The sequence below is a fragment of the Vibrio aerogenes genome (assembly GCF_024346755.1).
Taxonomy (GTDB): Bacteria; Pseudomonadota; Gammaproteobacteria; order Enterobacterales; family Vibrionaceae; genus Vibrio; species Vibrio aerogenes.
In genome coordinates this window covers 1,466,077-1,489,572 of record NZ_AP024861.1, presented here as the reverse complement: position 1 = coordinate 1,489,572, position 23,496 = coordinate 1,466,077, and the positions used below count along the sequence as shown (strand labels likewise).

19 protein-coding genes are annotated in these 23,496 nt (G+C 44.2%); 3 read left to right on the top strand and 16 right to left on the bottom strand.

Going from position 1 to position 23,496, the window contains the following annotated elements; all coding sequences use genetic code 11:
• Positions 1 to 36: 36 nt before the first annotated feature.
• Positions 37 to 2,175, top strand: coding sequence for a phosphate acetyltransferase (pta, locus tag OCV29_RS06700; RefSeq protein WP_073605568.1), 2,139 nt, complete (start codon positions 37 to 39; stop codon positions 2,173 to 2,175).
• Between the two features lie 92 nt (positions 2,176 to 2,267).
• Here pta and OCV29_RS06695 read toward each other — a convergent pair whose 3' ends face one another.
• A complete protein-coding gene (locus OCV29_RS06695) occupies positions 2,268 to 3,212 on the bottom strand; it encodes a glutathione S-transferase family protein (protein ID WP_073605569.1) in 945 nt (314 codons plus the stop codon).
• A 589-nt stretch (positions 3,213 to 3,801) separates the two neighbouring features.
• Here OCV29_RS06695 and OCV29_RS06690 point away from each other — a divergent pair.
• The gene (locus OCV29_RS06690; protein WP_073605570.1) at positions 3,802 to 4,743 is read left to right on the top strand and encodes an aminoimidazole riboside kinase; all 942 of its coding nucleotides are present in this window, start codon (positions 3,802 to 3,804) and stop codon (positions 4,741 to 4,743) included.
• A gap of 148 nt (positions 4,744 to 4,891) precedes the next feature.
• On the opposite strand, the gene OCV29_RS06685 is transcribed toward OCV29_RS06690, so the two are convergent.
• Positions 4,892 to 6,520 (bottom strand): glycoside hydrolase family 32 protein, encoded by a 1,629-nt coding sequence (locus OCV29_RS06685; RefSeq protein WP_073605571.1) that lies wholly within the window; start codon positions 6,518 to 6,520, stop codon positions 4,892 to 4,894.
• A 224-nt stretch (positions 6,521 to 6,744) separates the two neighbouring features.
• The gene (locus OCV29_RS06680) at positions 6,745 to 7,731 is read right to left on the bottom strand and encodes a LacI family DNA-binding transcriptional regulator (RefSeq protein ID WP_073605572.1); all 987 of its coding nucleotides are present in this window, start codon (positions 7,729 to 7,731) and stop codon (positions 6,745 to 6,747) included.
• A gap of 246 nt (positions 7,732 to 7,977) precedes the next feature.
• On the opposite strand from OCV29_RS06680, the gene OCV29_RS06675 reads away from it, so the two are divergent.
• Positions 7,978 to 9,417 (top strand): sucrose-specific PTS transporter subunit IIBC, encoded by a 1,440-nt coding sequence (locus OCV29_RS06675; protein ID WP_073605573.1) that lies wholly within the window; start codon positions 7,978 to 7,980, stop codon positions 9,415 to 9,417.
• A 34-nt stretch (positions 9,418 to 9,451) separates the two neighbouring features.
• Here OCV29_RS06675 and OCV29_RS06670 read toward each other — a convergent pair whose 3' ends face one another.
• From OCV29_RS06670 to OCV29_RS06610, 13 genes are all read right to left on the bottom strand, one after another.
• Entirely contained in the window at positions 9,452 to 10,738 is a 1,287-nt protein-coding gene (locus tag OCV29_RS06670; protein ID WP_073605574.1) for a sensor histidine kinase, read from the bottom strand.
• 3 nt (positions 10,739 to 10,741) lie between these two features.
• Positions 10,742 to 11,416: a response regulator transcription factor gene (locus OCV29_RS06665; protein ID WP_073605575.1), complete on the bottom strand. Its 675-nt coding sequence runs from the start codon at positions 11,414 to 11,416 to the stop codon at positions 10,742 to 10,744.
• Between the two features lie 281 nt (positions 11,417 to 11,697).
• Positions 11,698 to 12,483, bottom strand: coding sequence for an ABC transporter ATP-binding protein (locus OCV29_RS06660; protein WP_073605576.1), 786 nt, complete (start codon positions 12,481 to 12,483; stop codon positions 11,698 to 11,700).
• Positions 12,477 to 13,538 (bottom strand): FecCD family ABC transporter permease, encoded by a 1,062-nt coding sequence (locus OCV29_RS06655; protein ID WP_073605577.1) that lies wholly within the window; start codon positions 13,536 to 13,538, stop codon positions 12,477 to 12,479. The genes OCV29_RS06660 and OCV29_RS06655 overlap by 7 nt, the downstream gene beginning before the upstream one ends.
• Before the next feature lie 60 nt (positions 13,539 to 13,598).
• Positions 13,599 to 14,708: an ABC transporter substrate-binding protein gene (locus OCV29_RS06650; protein ID WP_073605578.1), complete on the bottom strand. Its 1,110-nt coding sequence runs from the start codon at positions 14,706 to 14,708 to the stop codon at positions 13,599 to 13,601.
• 403 nt (positions 14,709 to 15,111) lie between these two features.
• Entirely contained in the window at positions 15,112 to 16,467 is a 1,356-nt protein-coding gene (locus OCV29_RS06645) for an HD domain-containing phosphohydrolase (protein ID WP_073605579.1), read from the bottom strand.
• A gap of 21 nt (positions 16,468 to 16,488) precedes the next feature.
• Entirely contained in the window at positions 16,489 to 18,105 is a 1,617-nt protein-coding gene (locus OCV29_RS06640; protein ID WP_073605580.1) for an EAL domain-containing protein, read from the bottom strand.
• Positions 18,092 to 19,420 (bottom strand): sensor histidine kinase, encoded by a 1,329-nt coding sequence (locus tag OCV29_RS06635; RefSeq protein ID WP_073605581.1) that lies wholly within the window; start codon positions 19,418 to 19,420, stop codon positions 18,092 to 18,094. The genes OCV29_RS06640 and OCV29_RS06635 overlap by 14 nt, the downstream gene beginning before the upstream one ends.
• 18 nt (positions 19,421 to 19,438) lie before the next feature.
• On the bottom strand, positions 19,439 to 20,761 hold the full coding sequence (locus OCV29_RS06630) for an ATP-binding protein (RefSeq protein ID WP_073605582.1): 1,323 nt from the start codon (positions 20,759 to 20,761) through the stop codon (positions 19,439 to 19,441).
• Between the two features lie 8 nt (positions 20,762 to 20,769).
• Positions 20,770 to 21,351: a chemotaxis protein CheC gene (locus OCV29_RS06625; protein ID WP_073605583.1), complete on the bottom strand. Its 582-nt coding sequence runs from the start codon at positions 21,349 to 21,351 to the stop codon at positions 20,770 to 20,772.
• Positions 21,348 to 21,713: a response regulator gene (locus tag OCV29_RS06620; protein WP_073605584.1), complete on the bottom strand. Its 366-nt coding sequence runs from the start codon at positions 21,711 to 21,713 to the stop codon at positions 21,348 to 21,350. Before OCV29_RS06620 ends, OCV29_RS06625 begins: the two co-directional genes overlap by 4 nt.
• 14 nt (positions 21,714 to 21,727) lie before the next feature.
• On the bottom strand, positions 21,728 to 22,894 hold the full coding sequence (locus tag OCV29_RS06615; RefSeq protein WP_073605585.1) for an HDOD domain-containing protein: 1,167 nt from the start codon (positions 22,892 to 22,894) through the stop codon (positions 21,728 to 21,730).
• 12 nt (positions 22,895 to 22,906) lie between these two features.
• The gene (locus OCV29_RS06610) at positions 22,907 to 23,263 is read right to left on the bottom strand and encodes an Hpt domain-containing protein (protein WP_073605586.1); all 357 of its coding nucleotides are present in this window, start codon (positions 23,261 to 23,263) and stop codon (positions 22,907 to 22,909) included.
• Positions 23,264 to 23,496 lie beyond the last annotated feature (233 nt).

The following is a 23,496-nucleotide window of genomic DNA, read 5'->3' as shown; positions in this document are numbered from 1 at the left end:
TAAATATTGCAATCTATAGCTGAAGGTACTCAATTCATGTCTCGTACTATTATGCTGATCCCTATCAGTGCTGGTGTTGGTTTAACCAGTGTAAGTTTAGGGGTAATCCGTGCAATGGAGCGCAAAGGCGTAAAAGTTTCTTTTTACAAGCCAATTGCACAGCCAAGACACGGCGGTGACCAACCTGATCTAACCACCACCATCCTTAGCTCAAACAGTGACATTAAAACGGCTGAATCACTGGCCATGTCAAAAGTGGAAGCCTTGATGGGTAGTGAGCAGATGGATGCTCTGCTGGAAACCATCGTTGAGCGCTACAACTCGATCAACACAGGTTCAGATGTCACCCTGATTGAAGGTCTTGTTCCCACACGTAAACATCCGTTTGCGAACCAGGTCAACGCTGAAGTTGCGAAAACGCTGGGCGCTGAAATCGTTTTTGTTGCCACACCAGGTACTGACAACCCATCTCAATTGAAAGAGCGAATTGAAGTGGCTTGTTCTAATTTCGGCGGCACAAAAAACCAACACATTTCAGGTGTTATCATCAATAAGCTGAATGCACCGGTTGATGAAGCTGGCCGTACACGCCCTGACCTGTCAGAAATCTTTGATGATGCTGACAGTGCACTTCAGACAAACCTTGAAGTCATGCAGATCTTCAATTCAAGCCCAATTCGTGTGCTGGGCTGTATTCCATGGCGCGTCGATCTGATCGCAACCCGTGCCATTGATATGGCAAAACACCTGAATGCTGAAGTCGTCAACACAGGTGACATCAATACACGCAGAATTAAGAGCATTACTTTCTGTGCACGTTCACTGCCAAATATGATTGAACACTTCCGTCCGGGATCACTGCTTGTAACTTCAGCAGACCGGCCGGATGTGATTGTTGCTGCAGCGCTGGCAGCAATGAATGGTGTGGAAATTGGTGCTGTTTTACTCACTGGCGGATACGACATTCCGAAAGAAATTGTCGGATTGTGTAAACCAGCATTTGAGTCTGGACTCCCAATCTTCAAAGCTCAGGGTAATACATGGCAGACTTCTCTGAACCTGCAAAGCTTTAGTCTGGAAGTGCCTGCGGATGATAAAGAGCGTATTGAATTTGTTAACGAACACATCGCAAGTCATATCGATGGTCCGTGGGTTGATACACTGACAGAAACCACAACAGGTGTCCGACGTCTGAGCCCGCCAGCGTTCCGTTATCAGCTGACTGAATATGCCCGTCGCGCAAACAAACGTATCGTGTTACCTGAAGGTGATGAGCCCCGTACGGTGAAAGCAGCTTCGATCTGTGCCGAACGTGGTATTGCTGAATGTGTGCTTTTAGGTAACCCTGAAGACATTAAACGCGTTGCCGATCAGCAAGGTGTTGTTTTGGGAACCGGCATTACCATTATCAACCCGGAAGAAGTGCGTGAGCAATACGTCGCTCGTCTGGTTGAGCTTCGTAAGAACAAAGGTATGACTGAAGTTGTTGCCCGTGAACAGCTGCAGGATACTGTTGTGCTTGGCACCATGATGCTCGAGAAAAGTGAGGTTGATGGTCTGGTTTCCGGTGCCGTTCACACGACGGCCAACACGATTCGTCCACCGCTTCAGTTAATTAAAACTGCGCCAAGTGCTTCACTGGTTTCTTCTATCTTCTTTATGCTATTACCTGATCAGGTACTGGTATATGGAGACTGTGCAATCAACCCGGATCCAAACGCAGAGCAACTGGCTGAGATTGCAATCCAGTCAGCAGATTCAGCCAAGGCATTTGGTATTGATCCTCGTGTTGCGATGATTTCTTACTCAACAGGTACGTCCGGACAAGGTGCAGATGTTGAGAAAGTTCGCGAAGCAACCCGTATTGCTCAGGAGAAACGTCCTGATTTGGTCATTGATGGTCCGCTTCAATATGATGCTGCGATTATGGAGAACGTGGCTGCGTCTAAAGCACCAAACTCTCCGGTTGCAGGTAAAGCGACAGTCTTTGTATTCCCGGATCTGAATACCGGTAATACCACATACAAAGCAGTACAACGTTCTGCGGATTTGGTCTCAATTGGTCCAATGCTGCAGGGCATGCGTAAACCTGTCAACGACTTGTCACGTGGTGCACTGGTTGATGACATCGTTTATACCGTCGCACTGACTGCAATTCAGGCTGGTCAGGCATAATATCGCCTGTCTTAATCTGAGTATGATGTAACACAAAACCCCCTGAAACAATCCGGTTTCAGGGGGTTACTTATTGAGCGTTGAGCGACTATCTAAAGATGATCTCGTCCGTGTGATGATTCAAGATCCACATCTGGCCCGGACGGAACAATCTGAGTCGGGTTAATCCCGGTATGGCTGAAATAATAATGACGCTTAATATGATAAAAATCGACTGTCTCTTTGATTCCCGGTATCTGATAGAGCTCTTTCAGATAACCGTTCAGATTCGGATAATCTGCAATTCTCTTCTTATTACACTTAAAGTGACCGACATAAACCGCATCGAACCGGATTAATGTCGTAAATAACCGCCAGTCAGCTTCTGTGATTCGGTTGCCTGCCAGATAACGATGGATCGCCAAATGACTGTCTACCTTATCCAAAGCCTGAAACAATGAGTGACATGCTTCTTCATAAGCTTCCTGGCTTGTCGCAAAACCACACCGGTAGACACCATTATTAATTCGGGGGTAGATATAATCATTCCATCGATCAATTTCTTGCCGCAGCTCCTGTGGATAATAATCATCTTGATGACCTGTTAACGAATCAAACGCACTGTTAAACATTCGGATAATATCTGAGGACTCATTGCTGACTATGGTATTTCTTTTCTTATCCCACAAGATGGGTACAGTGACTCTGCCGGTATAATCAGACTGAGCCCGGGTATACAACTGATGCAGATGAGTGTAGCCAAAAAGTGGCTCCGGAATACCAAAAGTCCATCCTTCGGATAACATATCCGGGCAGACGATGGTGACATCCACATAGGGTTGAAGTTGCTTCAGATGACGGAAAATCAGTGTCCGGTGTGCCCATGGACAAGCCAGTGAAATGTACAGATGATACCGGTCTGGTTCCGGAGTAAATAAAGCGCCATCCTCTTCTGATATCCATTGGCGAAATACAGCATTTTCACGGATAAATTTACCACCATTACTTTTTGTATCGTACCAGACATCATGCCATACACCTTCAATCAGCTTTCCCATGCTGCACCCTTTTTTATCAATAACTATTTTATATTTTATTGTAGAAAAAAGAGAAAAATATAACATTCATTAAAGCTGTCGTTCATATTCAAATATTTTGAATGATATTCATCACAAAAAATTAAAAAAATAAAACAATATATCTTTATCAAATAAAAACAGAAATAAACCAATCCAATGAAATACAAAAAAATATATAACCCACTAAATTAAATATATTGTTACTTTATATTCAATCTAATAAAAATGAATAATTTTACTTTTAAAAAAACATCATCACATATCATTCACTAATTTTATCAGACCATTTCCGCAAACATATGCCATCTGAAAAATTGAATCATCTATGTGCTTCATATCATTCCGGAAGCCCAATAATACGAATGCTTCCAAGACACCAATGATGACATCAAGCCCATGTTATTTCTGTGAAAATCAACTTTTATAGTTTGTGATGAAACAAGAAAATTCAAAGAATTCGGATATCAATCAAATTTAATTAAATTTGTATAAATATATATTAAATCCACAGTGATAACCTGAAACAAGTCAGGTAAAATATAGAGATACATCAAAAAGGAGAAGAACCGTGAATAAGATTTGGTTAACCGGAGACGCAGTCGTTGATCTAATTCCTGATGGAACAGCACATTATTTGAAATGTCCGGGTGGTGCACCCGCAAATGTTGCCGTCGGTATTTCCCGATTAGGCGGAAACTGTGCATTTTTTGGCAGAGTCGGACAAGACCCAATGGGTAAATTTATGCAACAAACTTTAGCCCATGAAAAAGTTAACATACAACATTTAATATCCGATCCGGAACACCGAACTTCAACGGTTGTTGTTGATCTGGATGATCAGGGCGAAAGAAGTTTTACTTTTATGGTGAAACCCAGTGCAGACCAGTTTTTATCTGTCCGGGATATTCCTGAATTCCAGGCTGGAGAATGGCTGCATGTCTGCTCAATTGCCTTAGCAAATGAACCCAGCAGAAGTGCAACAAAAGAAGCGATCCGACAGATTAAACAGCAAGGCGGATTTTTCAGCTTCGACCCCAATTTACGTGAAGAAGTCTGGGCGGAACCGGAAGAAATGATCCCAACCGTTATGGAAGTTGTTCGCCAGGCCGATGTGGTAAAATTTTCTGAAGAAGAGTTAACACAACTTACCGGCAAAAACACCATGGATGACGCATTACAATTTTTACAACAATATGCAATTCCTCTGATTGTCATCACGCTTGGTGCTGAAGGTACGCGGGTTGTGACTCAAACCCACACAGTCAAAGTGCCGAGTCGTTCAGTTCAGGTGGTCGATACAACCGGCGCCGGTGATGCATTCGTCGGCGGATTACTCTGCCGTCTGGCTGAATCTGATGCATGGCAGAACGAGGCAGCAATTCTGGACGCGGTGACATGGGGAAACTGTTGCGGAGGGCTGGCAACGACTCAAAAAGGAGCAATGACCGCATTACCCACCAGAGAAGCATTAACGCAACTGGTTAACAACTCACCTGAAATACATGATTAAGCGCCAGCCGGGGTGCAGTTCAACGAAGATGAATGCAGGGTGAAATCCATGTTGATTTCACCCTTTTGTAAATCAGATGATTCAATGATGGTTGAGTCAAACCATTCTGGAAAATAAACGGATCATCTGAATATATCGGTAACCTGATTTAACGCAAATAAGGCATCTCTGGTACTTTGAGTTCACAGACCTGCAACGTCGCTTTTCCTTTTACTGAAACCTGGGTAGCCCCTTCCGGTGTAAAGATACGGGCAGTCATCACGGCTTCTCCGCCATTGATAAACACTTCCAGAGATGAGTTGTCCGCAAGAATCTGCAGATCAACGACACCGGAATCCAGCTGAATCTCTCTGGCTGTGTCTCCTTCTTCCAGCTGCGTATGGGAGCGGTCAAAAAGCAGACAACGCTTTTCTGCATCTAAATATAACTCAGCAAAAAAAGATGTATCTTCAAATAACCGCAGACGGCTGCCCCATGCCAGCTGAGTCCTCAGTTCAAAAGTCTTGGTCTTCAGATCAACACGACTATCTTCCAACAGATATTCCCTGACCTCTGAATACAGCTTTTCCAATTCTTTTTGCGGCTTTTGAATTAATTTCCCATTTTTTACACTCAGCTCACGCAATGCAGTGAGCTGGTGCACCCAATGACCAGAGCGGCACGAAGGGTGTGTCCATTCATCAGGTAACCCCATCCAGCCACACATCACACGTCGCCCGTCTTCAGTCTGCAGACTTTGCGGCGCATAAAAATCAAAACCATAATCGAGCGGCTGAAGATGTGACAGGATCACTTCATCATTTTCACCAAAAGTGAGGTGGGCGATTCTGTTTTGATGCGGCACGGTATTTAACGGGCTGCCAGAGTCTACACCCTGGGGTGAAAAAACCAGATAATACTGTCCATCGATTTCAAAAATATCCGGACATTCCCACATGTAGCCATAGTCACCCAGTTCATCGCCATACAGGCGATCAAATTCCCAGTGATGTAAATCTTCAGAATGATAAACGGCCAGCCGCCCTTTCATCTCCGTTGTCTGTGCACCTAAAAACATCAACCAGCGACCATCACGATGAATGATCTTCGGATCCCGGATATGCTCAGTCACACCTGGCGGCAAATCCCGGATAAGTGGCCCCAGTTTACGCAGATTTTTTCCATCTTCGGACACCGCAGCACATTGCATGGTCTGGCGGTGACGTTCCTCTCCGAGACGGGTATTACCGGTATAAAAAACCATCAGTTCATGATCAAGACTCACCGCATGCCCAGAATAAGCACCATGACTGTCGAACCAGTCAGATGGCGTCAGGGCAACATCATCCCATTCCCAGTTCAGTAAATCTTTACTGGTCGTATGTACCCAGTATTTATCAGTATGTGAACACCCAACAGGCGACCACTGATAATAAAGATGGTATTCGCCCTGATGATAAATAAATCCGTTTGGGTCGTTGATCAAACCCTGAGGTCCGGCAATATGCCAGGCGGGCCGGTATTGACATGAAGTTGGATGAGAAAACTGTCTGATATTTTCCCGCTGGCTGGCTTCAATTTCCCGTCCGATCCGGAATAAAGATTCCTCAGCGACAGAATCATCTGATAAATCCAGCAGATGCCATTCATCAATGACTTGTCTTAAAACAGTACCAGCCGGTAATTCATCAACAAGGTCAGGGTCTCTGACGGCAAGAGAAAGGTGGCCTTCGGGTAACAAGACACGGTATACATTATTTATACCTCCTGCCAGTTTTACGAGATCTTCGATATGCATTCTGGATAATCCTATTCTTTGGGAACGATTTCAAAATATAAAATTCTGCCAAAAATGGCAAGCCTGAAACCATGGAAGTGATACTGGCGTCAGCAGAATATTCAGGGGAGGACGCCCTGCAAATGAAGACAAAGAAGGCAAATCACCACAAATAGTAGGTTTATATAAACCAGAACGAATTTATCATTATGTGATATGCATCAAAATTTATTTCAAGCGGTTCATCAGCAGGTCTCCCGGTTGACCTGCTGAAAGGTTAATACAACTTTACACATTTCCTGCCCTTTCCCACTGATTCTTTCTAACAACATTCTTGCAGCATTCTCTCCGGCTTTATCGAAAGCATAGTTAAATGTTGAGAGTGACGGATGACTAATCAACGCCAGTTCATCATTTCCAACACCCAGGACTTTAATGTCATGACCGGCACGAATGCCCATTTCACGCATCGCCTTAATGGCTCCCACCGCAATCCGGTCGGTCGCACAAAAAATGCCATCTGTTTCCGGGTAATTTTGCAGCCATGTTCTGGCAAGCTGATAGCCCGAATCAATTGAAAAACGGCCATGAGCATGAAACAGCGTTTTCAGATCATGCTCTTCCAGTGCCTGTGCCAGTCCGCGGGAACGAAGTTTATCAACCGCAAGATCATCACTTTGAACACCAATAAATCCGATATGCCGACAGCCTTTCCCGATCAAACGTTTTCCGGCCTCAAAACCAACACGCAAATCATCATGCACAATACTTGGAATATCAAATTTAGAGCCATCCTGTCCGACGAGAACAACCGGAACAGAAGAATTCTGAATCGTCTGGACCAGGGCAGAATCCAGATGTGTTGCGTAGAAGATGATCCCTTCAACACGTTTCTGATTAAAAATCCGGATAAATTCCAGTTCTTTCGCATGGTTCTGATGGGAATTCGCTAAAAGAACCTGCTTCCCTGCTTCTTCAAATACAGCCGTCAGGCCATCGACGCCCTGAGATGTTGCATGTGATGAGACCCTCGGGACCACGACACCGATAAGATTGGTCTTTTGAGATTTAAGATCTTTAGCGACCTGATTCAATACATAGCCACACTCTTGAACAGCTTCAAGCACTTTAATTTTAGTGGATTCTTTGACGCCATACTCATCGTTAATCACACGTGAGACAGTCGACTTAGAAACCCCTGCCAGCCGGGCTACATCATGTAAACTCGCCATAGATTGAACATACCTTTTTACGTCGGAACAGGCCATAATAATGCTGCCTGTCCCGATAATTACTGCAGGAAATAACGTGATTCTACCCTTGTTTTCGTAACAATTCTTCGATCGATTGGAGATCTAATTCACATTATAAGTTTCTTCGTTTTGACCATTGGTAAAATAATGACAAAAATCTCTTTTGCAAACGTTCCCAAAATACAATGAATTCTTACAAAATCCAGTAACAAACCGGAGTTAATTATGGACTATCCAGTCATTGCTAAACAGCTGCTAGAGCTCTTGGGTGGTAAAAATAACATAGAAGCATTAGCTCATTGTGCCACTCGTTTAAGATTAGCACTGAAAGACGAAACCATCATCGATGAAGATGCAATTGGCCAGCTTGAAGGCGTTAAAGGCCAGTTTAAAGTTGCAGGCCAGTATCAGATTATTTTTGGTTCAGGCATTGTGAACAATGTTTACGCGGCAATGGCAGAGCAAACGGGTATGGCCGAAATGTCAACCAGAGATGTTGCCTCTGCCGGCGCCCAGAAACAGAATATTTTCCAGCGTGCCGTGAAAGGCTTGTCTGACATTTTTGTCCCAATCATCCCTGCAATTGTTGCCGGCGGTCTGTTGATGGGGCTATTTAATGTACTGACAGCAAAAGGGTTATTCATTGACGGACAATCTCTGATTGATGCTTATCCGGGAATGGCTGATCTGGCCAGTATGATTAACACTTTTGCCAATGCACCTTTTGTTTTCTTACCTGTCCTTCTGGCATTTTCTGCAACGAAAAAATTTGGTGGTAACCCCTTCCTCGGTGCTGCACTTGGGATGTTGATGGTTCACCCGGACCTGCTGAACGGCTGGGGGTTCGGTGGCGCCTCAGTCTCAGGAAACATTCCGGTATGGAATATCTTTGGGTTTGAAATTCAAAAAGTCGGCTATCAGGGATCTGTACTGCCGGTACTGGTCTGTGCGTTTATTCTGGCGAAAGTCGAAAATGGTCTGCGCAGAATCATCCCTTCTGTCCTGGATAACCTGCTGACACCAATGCTGGCGATTTTCATCACGGGTTTCCTGACATTCACACTGGTGGGCCCTTTCACCCGCGATCTTGGCTTCATTCTCGGCGATGGTCTGAACTGGCTTTATGAATCTGCTGGCTTCGTTGGTGGTGCAATCTTTGGTTTGATCTACGCTCCTTTTGTTATTACGGGCATGCACCACAGCTTTATTGCCATCGAAACACAACTGCTGGCAGACATTGCGACCACCGGAGGAACATTCATCTTCCCTATCGCAGCAATGTCAAATATTGCGCAGGGCGCTGCATCTCTGGCTGTTGCGGTCAGAACGCATGATGTCAAACTCAAAGGGATTGCAATGCCATCAGGTATTACAGCACTTCTTGGTATTACCGAGCCAGCCATGTTTGGTGTCAACCTGAAACTGCGCTATCCGTTTATTGCTGCCATCATTGGTGCTGCAGCCTCAAGTGCATTTATTACACTATTCCATGTAAAAGCACTGGCATTAGGTGCAGCTGGCTTGCCTGGTATTATCTCTATCGACCCGACAAAACTGGTTTACTACATTATCGGTATGGCAATTTCTTTCACAGTCGCGTTCGGTGTAACCATTGCTCTTGATGTGAGAGAAAAATCAAAACAAGCAGCAACAGCATCTGCTTAACCCCTGCTTTCACATCTTTTATTTGCCCATGCCATCAGGCATGGGCTTTTTTATCACTACATGTTCTGAATTCGATTAAAACTTCTCTGCCCGTTTCAAGTTTATTGGTCAGATATGGCCATTGATAATGTTCAATCACCTGCCGGGTCAGTTTTAATCCTAACCCAAAGCCAAGGTTGGTTTCATTGCCATCAGTGTAGTTAAAGTTCTTAATTTTCACGCGATAGCCACTTTGAATAATTTCAACTTTACCGTGATATGTATGCTGAAAGGCATTGCGGATCAAATTACCCAATACAATCCTGACTAAGGTCGCAGGAAGCATTAATACTTCGGTATCCGTTTCTACGCTGATTTCAATTTCTTTATCACGAACCAAATCATTCAGCTCATGAATCAATTGCTTCAACATTGGGCCGAGTTCAACATCTTCTTTAACCAGATTTCCCAGTTCCCCCCGGTTCAGCCAGAGTAAAGTTTCACACAGCTCCGTCATGGTGTGGCTGGCACGTAAAATTCTGCACAAAACTTCCTGTTGTTTTTCCTGGGTTTTATCTCCGCGTTCAATCAGCTTTCTCATCAGTTCACTATTGCTGCGAACAACAGAAATCGGGGTTCTCAGCTCGTGGCTTGCATGGGAGAGAAATGCTTTCTCACGTTCCAGAGAAGACTGAACAGACTGTAAGCTCGTCCGGATAATGTTGGCCAGATTATTTAACTCGTTATATTGAAAATCAGGCATCGGCTGATGCAGGTCGTCTGAATGAAGATTTCTTGCCCAGGTAATCAGCTTCTCTACCGGAACAGCAATATGCCGGAAGAGTAATAGTGTCATGACGACAAAAGTCATGATGGCCACAACCGCAAAGGCAAATAACTTAAGATAGGGCATCGGAATAGGCATGTTTCTGTTGTAATCAAGCGGTTCAATTTCCTTTGCGATCCTGCAAATATAAATCACATCATCCGGACTTCGGTCATATCTCAGCGCAAATACAGCGAAATCAGGCACATCAAAAAAGCTGACTTTCTCAAAATGACGGCCATAATCAAGATGAGACTTCAGCTCAGGGACATATTTCCGGACAATTTCAGGAACATCTTTCCAATGGCGGGTAATCGTAAATCCCAGCATGGTCTTCGGTTTATCCCCGACGAGTTCAACATTTTTGACAACCTCAAGCATGTTGTACCTCATGGCAATGTCAGCCCCTTTGGTCAGATACACAGCACTCAGTGTCGATAACCCAAGTACAATTAACATCCCAATCGAACTCACTCCCAGAAGAAAATATATTTTCAGGCTACGGCGGATTTTCATTGATCACCTCTCCGGCTGACGAATCACAAAACCTACCCCTGAGACCGTGTGAATTAACGGTGGCAAACCGGCTTTATCCACTTGTTTACGCAGATTAAACATATGAACTTTCAGACTGTTACTGTCAGGTTGATCACTGCCCCACACGGCCTGAATAATTTTTTCCCGCGAGACGGCTCCGGGAGATTCCCGCATGAGAACTTCCAGAATTTTTTTTGCAATAGGAGAAAGTTTTAACAATTCACCATTGCGGTGAACTTCGCTACCAGACAGGTTAAATTCCAGATCGTGAACTTTGAGCCGGGTAATTTGGCCACTTTTACGTTTAGATAAAACCCGGATCCTGGCCAGCAATTCTTCCATATCAAACGGTTTGACCAGATAATCATCAGCACCTTTTGAAAAGCCTCTCAGCTTATCGTCGAGCGTATCACGGGCAGTCAGCATGAGTACCGGTGTTTCAATGCCCTGCGAACGAATCCGCTCACAAACAACCAACCCCTCAATTTTCGGTAAATTCAGATCAAGAATGACAACATCATACGGATTGTGAGTAATCAGGTTATAACCTATCTGACCATCTGCAGCATAGTCAGATTCAATCTCCTCTAACTCCATATAATCAATAATTGCAGTTGCCAAATCTAAATCATCTTCGACCAGTAAAACTTTAAGCATGCGGAACCCTAATCAATCCAAACAACCTGACTCAAGATTATCAGTTAGTTATACGACAATCTTATACCACTGAAGAGATATCCCCAAACCACACTCAGGATACAGAAATCAGCATATCGCTGAAAACCGCGGTTCAGGAACAGCTATTCAGGTGAGTATGTCCGGGAGTATCTCCGGAAAAGAGCATAATTGTATTTTGGTTAAGATCTGGTTAATGATTGAATCTGGTTTCATATGATTGAACGATTTCATTCGGATGACAGAAAATCTCAACCGGATGATTATCGCTGCGAAAGCTCCGCCGGAGTCCGTAAGGTTCTCACAAATGGAATATTCTGACTATCATAGGATACTTCGGCTTTTACGCCATAAACATCATCAATCAAGGCAGCAGAAATCACATCAGCAGGCGCCCCCTGCACTACAATTTTCCCCTGGCTCAGGACAATCAGGTGATCAGCATACTGCGCAGCCAGATTCAAATCATGTAAAACCATCAATGTGACATAGTTGTGCTTCAGGGTTTGTTGTGCCAAATGTTCCAGCAATACATGCTGATAATGAAGGTCCAGTGCACTGACAGGTTCATCCAGCATCAGGATATCCGGACAGCGCATCAAAGCCTGTGCAAATAATATCATTTGGCACTGCCCGCCACTTAAAGTCCGTACGTCCCGGTCGGCAAGATGTGTCAAACCTAACTGATCTAATATTTGCATGGCTTCCTGCAACATCAGATCATCAATACGTAAACTCAGGGCATCCAGACGTCCCAGTAACACCACTTCAATCACTTTCAGTCCGATATCCAGCCGGATATCCTGCGGCATATATCCGAACAGCTGACGCCATGTTGCAACAGAAACAGACCGTGCTGATGTATCCCTGAACTGAAATTCACCTGACTGCAGCACCATATCGCCAAACAGTGCTTTCAGTAAGGTACTCTTGCCGGTACCATTCGGACCGATAATGACATTCACCTGCCCTTGCTGCACGGCAAAATTCATATCATCAGCCAGCGTCAGCTGATCAAGCTGAATATTCAAATGCTTCACTGTTAACATATTGATCGTCTTCCCCGGATAATCAGCCAGAAGAAAAAAGGCACACCAATAATAGCCGTGACAATCCCTATCGGAAATAATGCTCCCGGCACAATCACTTTGGATAATACAGACGCAGTTGACAGTAAAAATGCACCGGTTAAAAACGACAGCGGTAAAAAGAATCGCTGATCTTCACCGACCAGAATCCGGGCGATATTTGGTGCCACAATGCCCACAAATCCGATAATACCAACGAAACTGGTCACGGTTGCAGTCATCAGCGCAACGATAAATAAGGTTTTCAGACGTAATCTCTTAATATCAATACCGACACTTTTAGCCCGCTCTTCACCCAAGCGAAGCGCTGTCAGCTTCCATGCATCCCTGATTAAAACCACGAAACAAAACAGAGTCACGCCCCCGGTCAAAAACAGATTATCCCATGTCGCTTTCGACAAACTGCCAAATAACCAAAACAGGATTTGCTGACTCAGCTCAGGAGATGCAATAAACTGAACCAAAGACAACAAGGACTGAAACAAAAACAGCAAGGCAATCCCTGCCAGCACCAGTTGCCCGGAAGTAATGTGCCTCATCATTGCCATCGCAAACAAAAAGCACGCTGAGAACATACAACAGACAAAAGCACCGATTGGCACTGCAAAATGGACAGAAACTTCCGCAACCCCAAGATACAACATTAAAGCGGCGCCGAACCCGGCTGCGGCAGCCATCCCTAATGTATACGGACTGGCCATCGGGTTGTTCAGCAACGTCTGCATTTCAGCGCCGCCAATCCCCAGTGAACCACCGACAATCACAGCCATTAATGCAATGGGTAAGCGCAGGTCAGTCACGATCACCCGGGTCATGTCGTCAACCGGAACCGGAAAACCAACCCAGTTGAGCAAAGCATGACCAACCCGGCTGACATTCAGCATTGAAGGACCGGTCATGACATCAAGAACAAATGAAGCCAGAATCAGAATCAGAAAAAGACAAAGAACGATCCAGCGTCGCTTCTCAGCCTTTCTCTGTGCCAGTATTGCACCAGCAATTAAATCAGAAGACATCAGTAAAAACCTTCATTCATAAAGATGGCAGATATATATCTGCCATTCATTTATCTGAACTTACTCAGTTATCCGGACTGCAAATGTTCCTTCAGGAACTACCGGCAAATAATGACGATAAAAATCGAGATAGAACTGCTCAGGATTTAGATCGCTGAACACTGAAGGATAAAGTGCTTTCGCCAGATATTGAATCATACTGGCATCGAGAATTGAACGGGATGCACCCTGATAAATCCCATAAACACGCTTCTGTTTCACCGCAGGCAAGCCAGACCAGCCAGGGCGTGATGTAAAACCTTTCAGCCGGTTCACTGCCGTTTTGCGGGAGATCCCCTGCCCCATCAGCATCGCACCTTCCGCCTTGCCCGATTCCGTTCCGGCCAGAAAAATCACTTCTGGTGCAGACGATAAAACCTGCTCAGGATTCATCGGTCCCCACCATTCAACATAAGGTGCTGCTATATTGTTGCCACCCGCGATGGTGAGCATCGCACCCCACATATTTTTACCATAAGTAAAGCTATATTCACCCGGTCCTTTATTACCGAATTCAACATATGCTTCAGGCTTTTTCAGATGCCGTGCTTTCAGGCGTTCATGAATCAGATCGATGGCTTGCTTATATTCTCCGGCAATTTTCTCAGCCCGGCTCTGCTGTCCGGTAATCTTGCCAATAATCCTGGTGCTCTTAAGATGTTTGTTTAATGTCTGCGCATTGTAGTCGACCACAACCACAGGAACACCAGCATCCTCAATTCTCTTCACATCTGCACCCAATCCTTTGTACTGCCAGTCCGCCAGTAACAGTACGTCGGGGCGCAGACTCAGAACTTTTTCAATTGAAAATGTTTGTGCTTCAACCTCACCGACATCAGGAATTTTTGTCAGTGCCGGATTATGTTTGGTATATAGCGCCCAGCTCGCCGGCCGCCATGCTTTCCAGGTATCCCGGGAAATACCGACAACATGCTGAAACGATTTTTCTCCGCCAATCGCCAGATAATCCTCAGCATAAAACCCCAGCACGACACGTTTTGCAGGAAGATCAACCTCAACCTGTCTGCCCGCAACATCTTCTATCGTTGTGACTTTCGCCTGACTCACGAGCGGCATCGCACTCATTATCACTGTCATCAGAACAGTCATCAGTAATTGCTTTACTTTCATCGTTTTCCCAATTTATTTTTATCTGCACCAAATGGTTATTCCCAAACAACCTGAAGCAGCATGATTCGGGTCGCCTGAGATAAATGACTGTCAGTTGCTTTTCAGATGTGTTATCACCCTCAAAAAGATGTGTTTACCCAGGCAACCTGAAGATGCGGTATTCAGGCTGTTCAGGCAGATTGCTTTATTGTGTTTTTCATCAAAAACTGACAATGCGGCTCATTATATATAAATGCAAATAATAGTCACTCTCATTTTTAATAAGAATAAGATATAAATCATATTAAAAATGATACAGTTGTATACAAAAACTGAGACGAATAAGGGAAATGAAACATACCAATCGGATGAAATACCTGATCATCCGGATGGGTTTGGTATCATATGACCGTTTGCGCCGGAATTAACCGATATAGACAGCAATTGGCATGTTGGTTTGTCTTTCAATGGATTTCAGCCGTGATAACAAGGCAGAACTGATAGAATTACCCGCCGTCAGCATCAAATTCCCGTTCGGCAGATACAAGTCTTTCTTGATAATCATGCCCGGACGGACTTCACTCAGGCCAATGCATAACTCTAAACCATCTTCCAGCTGTCCCGGTTGCTGAATCATGGCCAGATAAATATTCACCACTTCGGGATCATACATATGTCCCCCCTGCTCCTTCAGATAACCCTGCGCACTTTTTGTTGTCATCCGTCGGGGGTTATAGGGAGAGGCCACATAAAAGTCGTAATCCTTCACCACTTTGATAATACGGGCACCGACTGGTATTTCTTCTTCTCTTAAATGGTCTGGCCGGCCACTCCCGTCATAATGTTCATCCTGATGGTAAATAATATCAACAAGTGGCTCAAACCGTTTGATATTTGCAACAACTTTCGCGCCAACGACCGGGTTCGCACTCGGAGAAATCGGAATCTGACTCTCAGGATCGACTCTGGTCATTTCAATTTCCGAATCTTTTGCACCAATCAGCCCAATTTGATGCATCAGCCCACATAAATAAACATGTCCGACATCCGACTCAGACAGGTGCATGCGCTGCGCAACGGCTTTCGCCTGATTGGCAATCCGTTCGGCATGATCTGCCGGAAAGCCTGTCCGGTGCTCAATAATTGCAGTGACCATACTGAGAATATCCCGGAAGGTTTTGTTGCGGCTTTTCAGTAAAGCTTCAAGGCGCAGATTCGACCCTTTTAATGCCTGGGTTCTTTCTTCAACTTTCTGTTCCAGTTTCAGGTTAAAATCTGTCAGTTTGGCATTGGAATCTTCCAACGCTTCATTCATCTGCTCCAGTTGTAAATTCCGCTCTTCCAGCTCCTTCGACAGGCGTTCTTTTTCATGCTTCAGATGAAAAAACTCTGCAGCTTTCTCAACCGTCAGTTTCAGGTTTTCATTATCCCAGGGCTTGCTGATGTATGTGTGAATACCACCGGAATTAATCGCTTTAATTGTCGACTGAATGTCACTGTAGCCAGTTAATAGTATCCGGATGGTTTCTGGCTGAAGTGCTTTTGCTTTTTCAAGAAATTCGGCGCCATCCATTTCCGGCATTCGCATATCCGAAATGATAATCGACACTTCATGCGTGGCCATATACTCAAGCGCTTCTTTCCCTTCAGTAAATGCAGCAACCTGATAACTCATCCGTAACACACGGTTCAGTGCTTTCAGGATGTCACTTTCATCATCTAATAATAATATGGTCAGCTTATCGGTTGTCTGAGACACTGTTCCGGCTGTTTTTTCCATGGCGCCTCTCCTGTTTAATCGCTACTTCGATAAATATTCAACTAACGCTTCAGGTGATAATGCTTCACCAACCAAATGCCCCTGGATCACAGAACATCCCAGCTTTCTGAGCAAGTCGACCTGCTCCTGAGTTTCCACCCACTCAGCAATCACCTTCATATTTAGTGTCCGGGCACTATCAATCATAGACTGTAAAACAACATTCGTAGCCTGATGTTCACCAATCGACTGAACAAACCGGCCATCAATTTTCAGCACATCAAATGGCATTTCGTAAAGGTATTCATATCCGGCATACCCCGTACCGAAATCATCCAGCGCACAAGAGATTCCCAGTGACTTCAGCCGTTTTAGCTCACTTTTCGCTCTGGCGAAATTATCGATACAGTCTTGTTCAGTAATTTCTACCGATAACTTTGAAATAAGCTGTTTATCTAACTTCGTACACTTTTCAAGTAATTCAAAAAATTCACCGTCAATCAGCATGCGTCCGGGAACATTAATACTGATGTGCAGATTTTCCAGCAACGCATTGTTTTCTTCGATAAATACCACAACACATTGCAAAATTTTTTCAGTAAGTAATTCAATTATATTATATTTATCCAGAACTGAGAAAAAATTAACCGGTGAAAAAACGTTGCCTTTGGTATTCTGCCAGCGGGCCAGAGCTTCCATACCTTCCAGTCGCTGCTGCCGGATATTCCACTGCGGCTGATAAAATGCCAGAAACTCATCATTCTGAAGCCCTTTCTGAATAGCAAATAACTGATAAATATCCGAAGTAAGGGGATCCTCACAAATAATGTTGAGTGACGAATCCCCTTCAAACGGAAATGAATGAGAATGGATACGCTCTGATAAATAACCTGCAGTCATTTCCTCCTGAACCGGCAGCTCCATCAAATGCACCGATGAACAGAATTCAATCTCACGGTCAAAGGTGTGACGGGACCGGATATGCTGATTTAACTGTTGAACTCTGTCATAGAGATGCTTGTCCACAGGCAGTAAAAAGAGATAATTATTACCCTGACGATACAAATCCTGTGCATCATCATCCTGATATAAATGACGGGCGATATCACACAAAAGCCGGTTGCCGGTCTGAAAACCATAGTTTTCATTCACGGCTTTCACACCGGAGATATGGACGATAACAACAATCGGTAACTGTTCCATCTGCTGACGAAGCTGATCAACATACTGGTTCAGCCTGAGTAAGTTTTTCAAACCGGTCATACAATCCAGGCCATGCCTTGTTTCCGCTTCTCTGAAGCTGTCTTTAATTGCTTCAAGCAATTGCTGGATTTTCCAGGGTTTTTTAATAAAACGATACAGCTGGCCTTCATTCAAAGCTCTTGAAATCCCGGATAAATCAGCCTGCCCGGATAAGATAATTGTCATGACATAGGGATATTGTCTGCGAATATCAATCACCAGTTCGGCTCCGTCTCTTCCCGGCATTTTGTAATCTGAAATCACCAGCTCGACCGGATTTTCAGCCAGAATCTGTAACGCTTCATCTGCGGAAGATGCACAATGAATCACACCAACCCGGCCTCTCAGCTCACGTTTTAGTGCCTTCAATACTTTTTGTTCATCATCAACCAGCAGAATTTCTTTAAAACGCATCATATTTATCCGTAAAACAAACCTGACCCGGAAGCTGGATCAGCACTTTTGTTCCCCGCATCTCTTCAGACTCAACAGAGATATGGCCATGGTGTTCTTCGATTATTTCTTTCGCAACAGACAACCCTAAACCAACCCCATCCCCCACTCTTTTCGTGGTAAAAAACGGGTCAAAAATACGTTTTAAATTCTCTTGCGGAATCCCTCTACCATTGTCTTCAATCGTCAGCGAGACAATTTTTTTTGCCGGATTTTTTTCAGCGTTATCGACACTCAAGACCAAACCGATTTTGCCATGATCATGCTGAACAGACTGAAGTGCATTGACAATCAAATGAATGATGACCTGCTGAAGACGGGCCGGGTACCCACTGACATAAAAAGGTTCATCCGGTATCTGATAATTCACTTCAGCTTTCAGTCTGATTTCACCACTAATCATACTCAGTGCCGTACTAATCACATCCCTTAAATCAATTTGACGTGGTGCCCCTGATGATTCATGCTCATAAACATTCAGACTGGTAACAATACTTTGAATCCGGGTCAGTCCTTCGTAGGTTTCTGACAAAATCGCGTCACTGTCTTCAAGTAAAAATTCCGCCGCCTCATCCAGCACCATGCCCGATTGTCCAATCATTGATTTTAACTGGCTGAAATACGTATTCAATGTATTGAAATTACTCATAATAAAAGCCAGAGGATTGTTGATTTCATGAGCAACACCGGCAGCAAGCTGCCCTAGAGAAGCAAATTTTTCTCTTTGCTGAATGTATTCAACCTGTTCAAAATGAGATTCAACAAAAGTCATGTACTCTGAAATGATACGGATGAGATCACATGTATAACAAAATTTCTGAAACCATGGCTCCAGTTCAATATCTTCGGCAGAGCTCATGACCATCAGCGTGTAATGACGCGTATTGATACTGGCTGAAAAAAGCAGGCATTGTGCGGCCGCGGGAAACAATTCAGCATAGCTGTTGTTCCAGGTATCAAAATCATTCAGATGGCTGATGATGCAACAGGATTCGGTGCTTAACACCGGGAAAAACCGCTCAGACGCTAGTTCTGTCAGTTCAGGTCTGGCACAAAGCAGAGATAACCGGGATTCACTGTGTGCAGAAAACAAACACATCTGCAGCTCAGGAAAGTTGTGGGACATCATGTCCATAAAACGCTCAATACATCTCAGCCTGGAGCCGGAAGAGAGCAGAATCCTCATCAGAGTTGCAGCAAATTTCTGATCCGGATGATGGTCATATCTGTTTGCTGACAACACCCGTATCTGATGCTGATTTAACTGTGAATCTGACATGATTCACCCCCTGTCGTTTCAACTCCCGGCCTGTTCTGCAGCTTCTTCATCAACTAACACATTTCTGTCAACCGGGAGACATATAATGAACTCAGAGCCCTGACCTTCGGTACTCTCAACCTTTATTTCTCCCTGATGATTCTTAATGATTCCATAAGAAACAGATAATCCCAGCCCGGTACCGGATCCCACCGCTTTCGTTGTGAAGAAAGGTTCAAATATCCGGTCTTTAATCGTATCAGGAATACCAGATCCGGTATCACGAACCCTGATCTCAACCTGATTGTCATCCAATTCATGTAAAGATATATAAATTGTACCTTCTCCCTCAATCGCCTGACTGGCATTGACCAGAAGATTGAGCAGAACCTGATTAATTTGCATAGGCTGGCAAAACACATCGGGAATATTCTCAGAAAAATCCTTCTCAACACTGATATTGTATTTAATTTCATTATTAATAATCTTTAATGTTGACTCGATGCAGTTTGCCAGACAGGCATAGGACCATTCTGAACCGTCCACATGAGAGAACTCCTTCAGGTTTTTAATAATCGACATAACGCGCGAAGAACCTTCCAGCGACTCATCAATCAGTTCAGATGTGTCTTCTAAAATAAAATCCATATGATGATGGGACAGCAGCTCATGACACTGAGCGATCAGGGATTCATCTTCTGACTTCATAATCATCTGCTTCATTGACTCAATCACCGATGCCAGCCGGTTAAAATAATCATTCAGCGTTTGAATATTCGAAGTGATAAAACCAATAGGGTTGTTGATTTCATGTGCAATACCGGCAGACAGCTGCCCGATGGATGCCATTTTCTCAGACTGAATCAGTTGCCCCTGAGCTTCTTCAAGTTTTTTAATCAGGATACTTTGTTCGCTGTGTTCCTGTTCGAGCTGGCGGGACACATCTTTCAGCTGGTTTTGCTGACTCGCCTGAATGGTCACGTCGTATACACACAAACAAACATGTTCAATTGCGCCATCATCACTGTGAATGGGAATGACTTCAATATCCTGATACATCTGATACTCTTCCCCTGAAACCGGCCGGGAACTTTTAAAAGGTAATACATGGGGTTTTTGTTCCCAGGAAGAGAAGCTCGAAGATTCAATCACAAGTGCAGTATCAATCTTACGTTTCAGATAGCCGGCAGAATCAGGAAAAAGTTCAAGAATGTTTTTCCCTTGCATTGTTTCGCCTTCAAAAAGTATACGGGACTGAAAATAATCATTTGCTTTCACAATGACATAATCATTCCGTACGATGCATAAAGCAAAACTGAGCTGATCCAGTAAATCTGATAACAATAACCGACTTTTGCCCATTGCAATTCCTACATTAACTTATCCAAACGTTTGAACACTTTGTCCAGTTCTTTGTCAGCAAAGCAGATAATTGTATTGGCAGAAAATGAATCTTTTTCAATCAGAAACATAATTTCCATCACCAGAGACAGCTTCCAGTCTGAAACAGGTAACGCTTGTTTGGAAGGTTCAAACAAAACCGGCGGCTGAATTCTGGTTTTCACATCAATCTGCTGACACAGCCCTTTCAGGCTTGCACCAGACAATATATTGGAAATGTCCAGGATACTTTCTTCAAGTTCAATCGCTCCTGTTTCATATCCTTTCGCCCGGTTCAGATCGTTGACAACGGTCTTACACCCCTGACGACTGATAATTGTAATCAGCTCTCCATCCATCTCCCCGAAAAATGATTGCCGGGTATAGAAATAAGCATCCTCGCGGGACTGAATCCGCTCTAAATCTTCATCAGTTGCTATATGGACATTTGGTACAGAAATCGTGACATGCAGATCAAGCAAACTCGCCAGTTTGCTGGCAGCCTGGCCCATTGAAATGTTCATAAATTCCTGCAGGGCATCCTTGTGATCTTCTGTCAATAGCGTGCTCATAATAGTCCTACCTCATGTAATACCTCATGCAGATGAGAAGGCTCCAGTGGTTTCTTGATAAATGAAGCAGCACCCAGCTGTTTCACTCTTTTCTGTGAATAGGGCTGAATGTCCGCACTAATCACAATGACTATAGATTTGGCATCGATATCATGCAAATGTTCTAACACCTCAAAACCATCCATTTCCGGCATGGTTAAATCCAGAAACAATACATCGGCCAGACCCTGAGAATAGTTATCTATCGCCTCTTTGCCATTCTGCGCTTCATGAATTTCAATATCCCACTCTTCCGGGAGTGCCCGTATCACAGACTTTCTGGACATTCTTGAATCATCAGCGATAGTGACATTGACCGCCATACCGTTTCTCCTTATCATTCAAAAAAATTGGGACCGGCTTCAAGAAGCTGTGGCATTAAATCCATCAGCATCGCACTAATCTGTTCCGGCAATTGCAGAGCAAGCTGCTCAAACTGTTCTTCTGTCTCCAGAGGCTCGGTGAGCGTGGCCAGCGCAATCGTACTCCCAAGCCTTTCTGCTTCATTCTCGCTGGAAAAATGCACCTTATTCTGATTTAAAATCAGTTCCCCGGTTTCAATTTCATATCCCCACAAAATCAGCAGATAGGCAGCAACAACATGGTGATCTTCGAATGTCTCCTGCAGCCCCAGAAAATCCCGGACCTGGTCTTCAGCAGCGCCCTCTTCAATCACCAGTAAGCGGCCAATTGCGGTCAGAATTGTCGCGATAAAGACTTTATCCTGATCCCGTCGGCTGAATTGAAGATTTTTAGCAAACATCCGGGCAACAGAAGCCGTTTTTAAAGCCTTTTCCGAAATCCTTTTTTGCTGAGAGGGGGAAACTCTTTTATACGGGATATGCGCCAGCAATGACAAAGCAATCGTTTCAAGCAGTGTTGCTCCCAGACGTCCGATGGCTTCAGGCAATGAATCAGTGACACGGCGGAAACCAAAATATGAAGAGTTTGCAATCTGAAAAACCCGGGCCGTTAAAGCAGGTTCATGACTAATCACTTCCGCCATCAGACGTACATCACAGTCCGGGGAAGCAATGACCTGTTGCAGCTCCCGGACTGCATTTGGCAAAATCGGCAACCCGGCAAGCAGTCCTAATTTTTTCCGGCAGGCTCCGTTAAAAGGCATTTTATGCAACCGTTCCGCACTGACGAATAGTCGCTCAAAATCATACTGCGTAAAGGGTTTTGGCAAAACAAAATGGGCAAAATCATGCGCTCTTTTGGGGATGTCTGCCGAAGTATCACCGGTCAGTAAAACACGAACAGCCTCAGGGAAATATTTTTTCACCTCTCCCAGCAGTTCATCCCCTTTCTTCTTTGGCATCAGTAAATCAGAAATAAAAATAGCCGGCTCGCCAAAGCCGGATGATTTCCATTGAGTTTTCCACTGAAGAGGTTCCGGAATTAAAAGAACTTGCCACTCAGGGCGAAGGCACCGGAAAACCCGGCCTATCGCCTTCAGCATAAATTCATCATCATCAACACATATCACTTCCAGTTTCATATTTATTCCTTCTCAATGTGTTGTTGAGTTAAGGTACGATTCAATTTCTGCTTTCAGATCATTACATTTCACCTCGATACCGGTTAACCGTGCCATATCATCACAGATATTTATGTTGGCTGACTCTGTATCTGATTCAATTTGCTGAAAATCATCAGCTAAATCATCGGCTCCGATCAATCTCGTCGATGATTTAATGCGATGAGAATACACCCTGACCTGTTCAACATTTTTTTCCAGCCAACAGGTTCTCAAGTCTTTCAGAACATCAGAGACAGAGATCAAATAACCTTTCAGAATTTCTTCAACATTTTCTTCACCGACCATTTCAGCCACCCGACCAGGCTTGAAAGACTTAATTTCAACCATATGCCATCCTCAATCCGGACTCTAAAGAGTAAAATTCACCGATAAACAAGGTCTTGTCTCACACTCTTGATAAGTGTAGCTGATCTTCAGAAAGAGAGATGTGGAAAACGATGCGTTCGTTAACAAAACTGGCGATTTCTGCATCAATAAACAGAATACGGTAAACAATGTTTTCTCCCCCTCCCCAATACACTGATATATGCTCAAACAAACTGGTACCATTAATCTGAAAA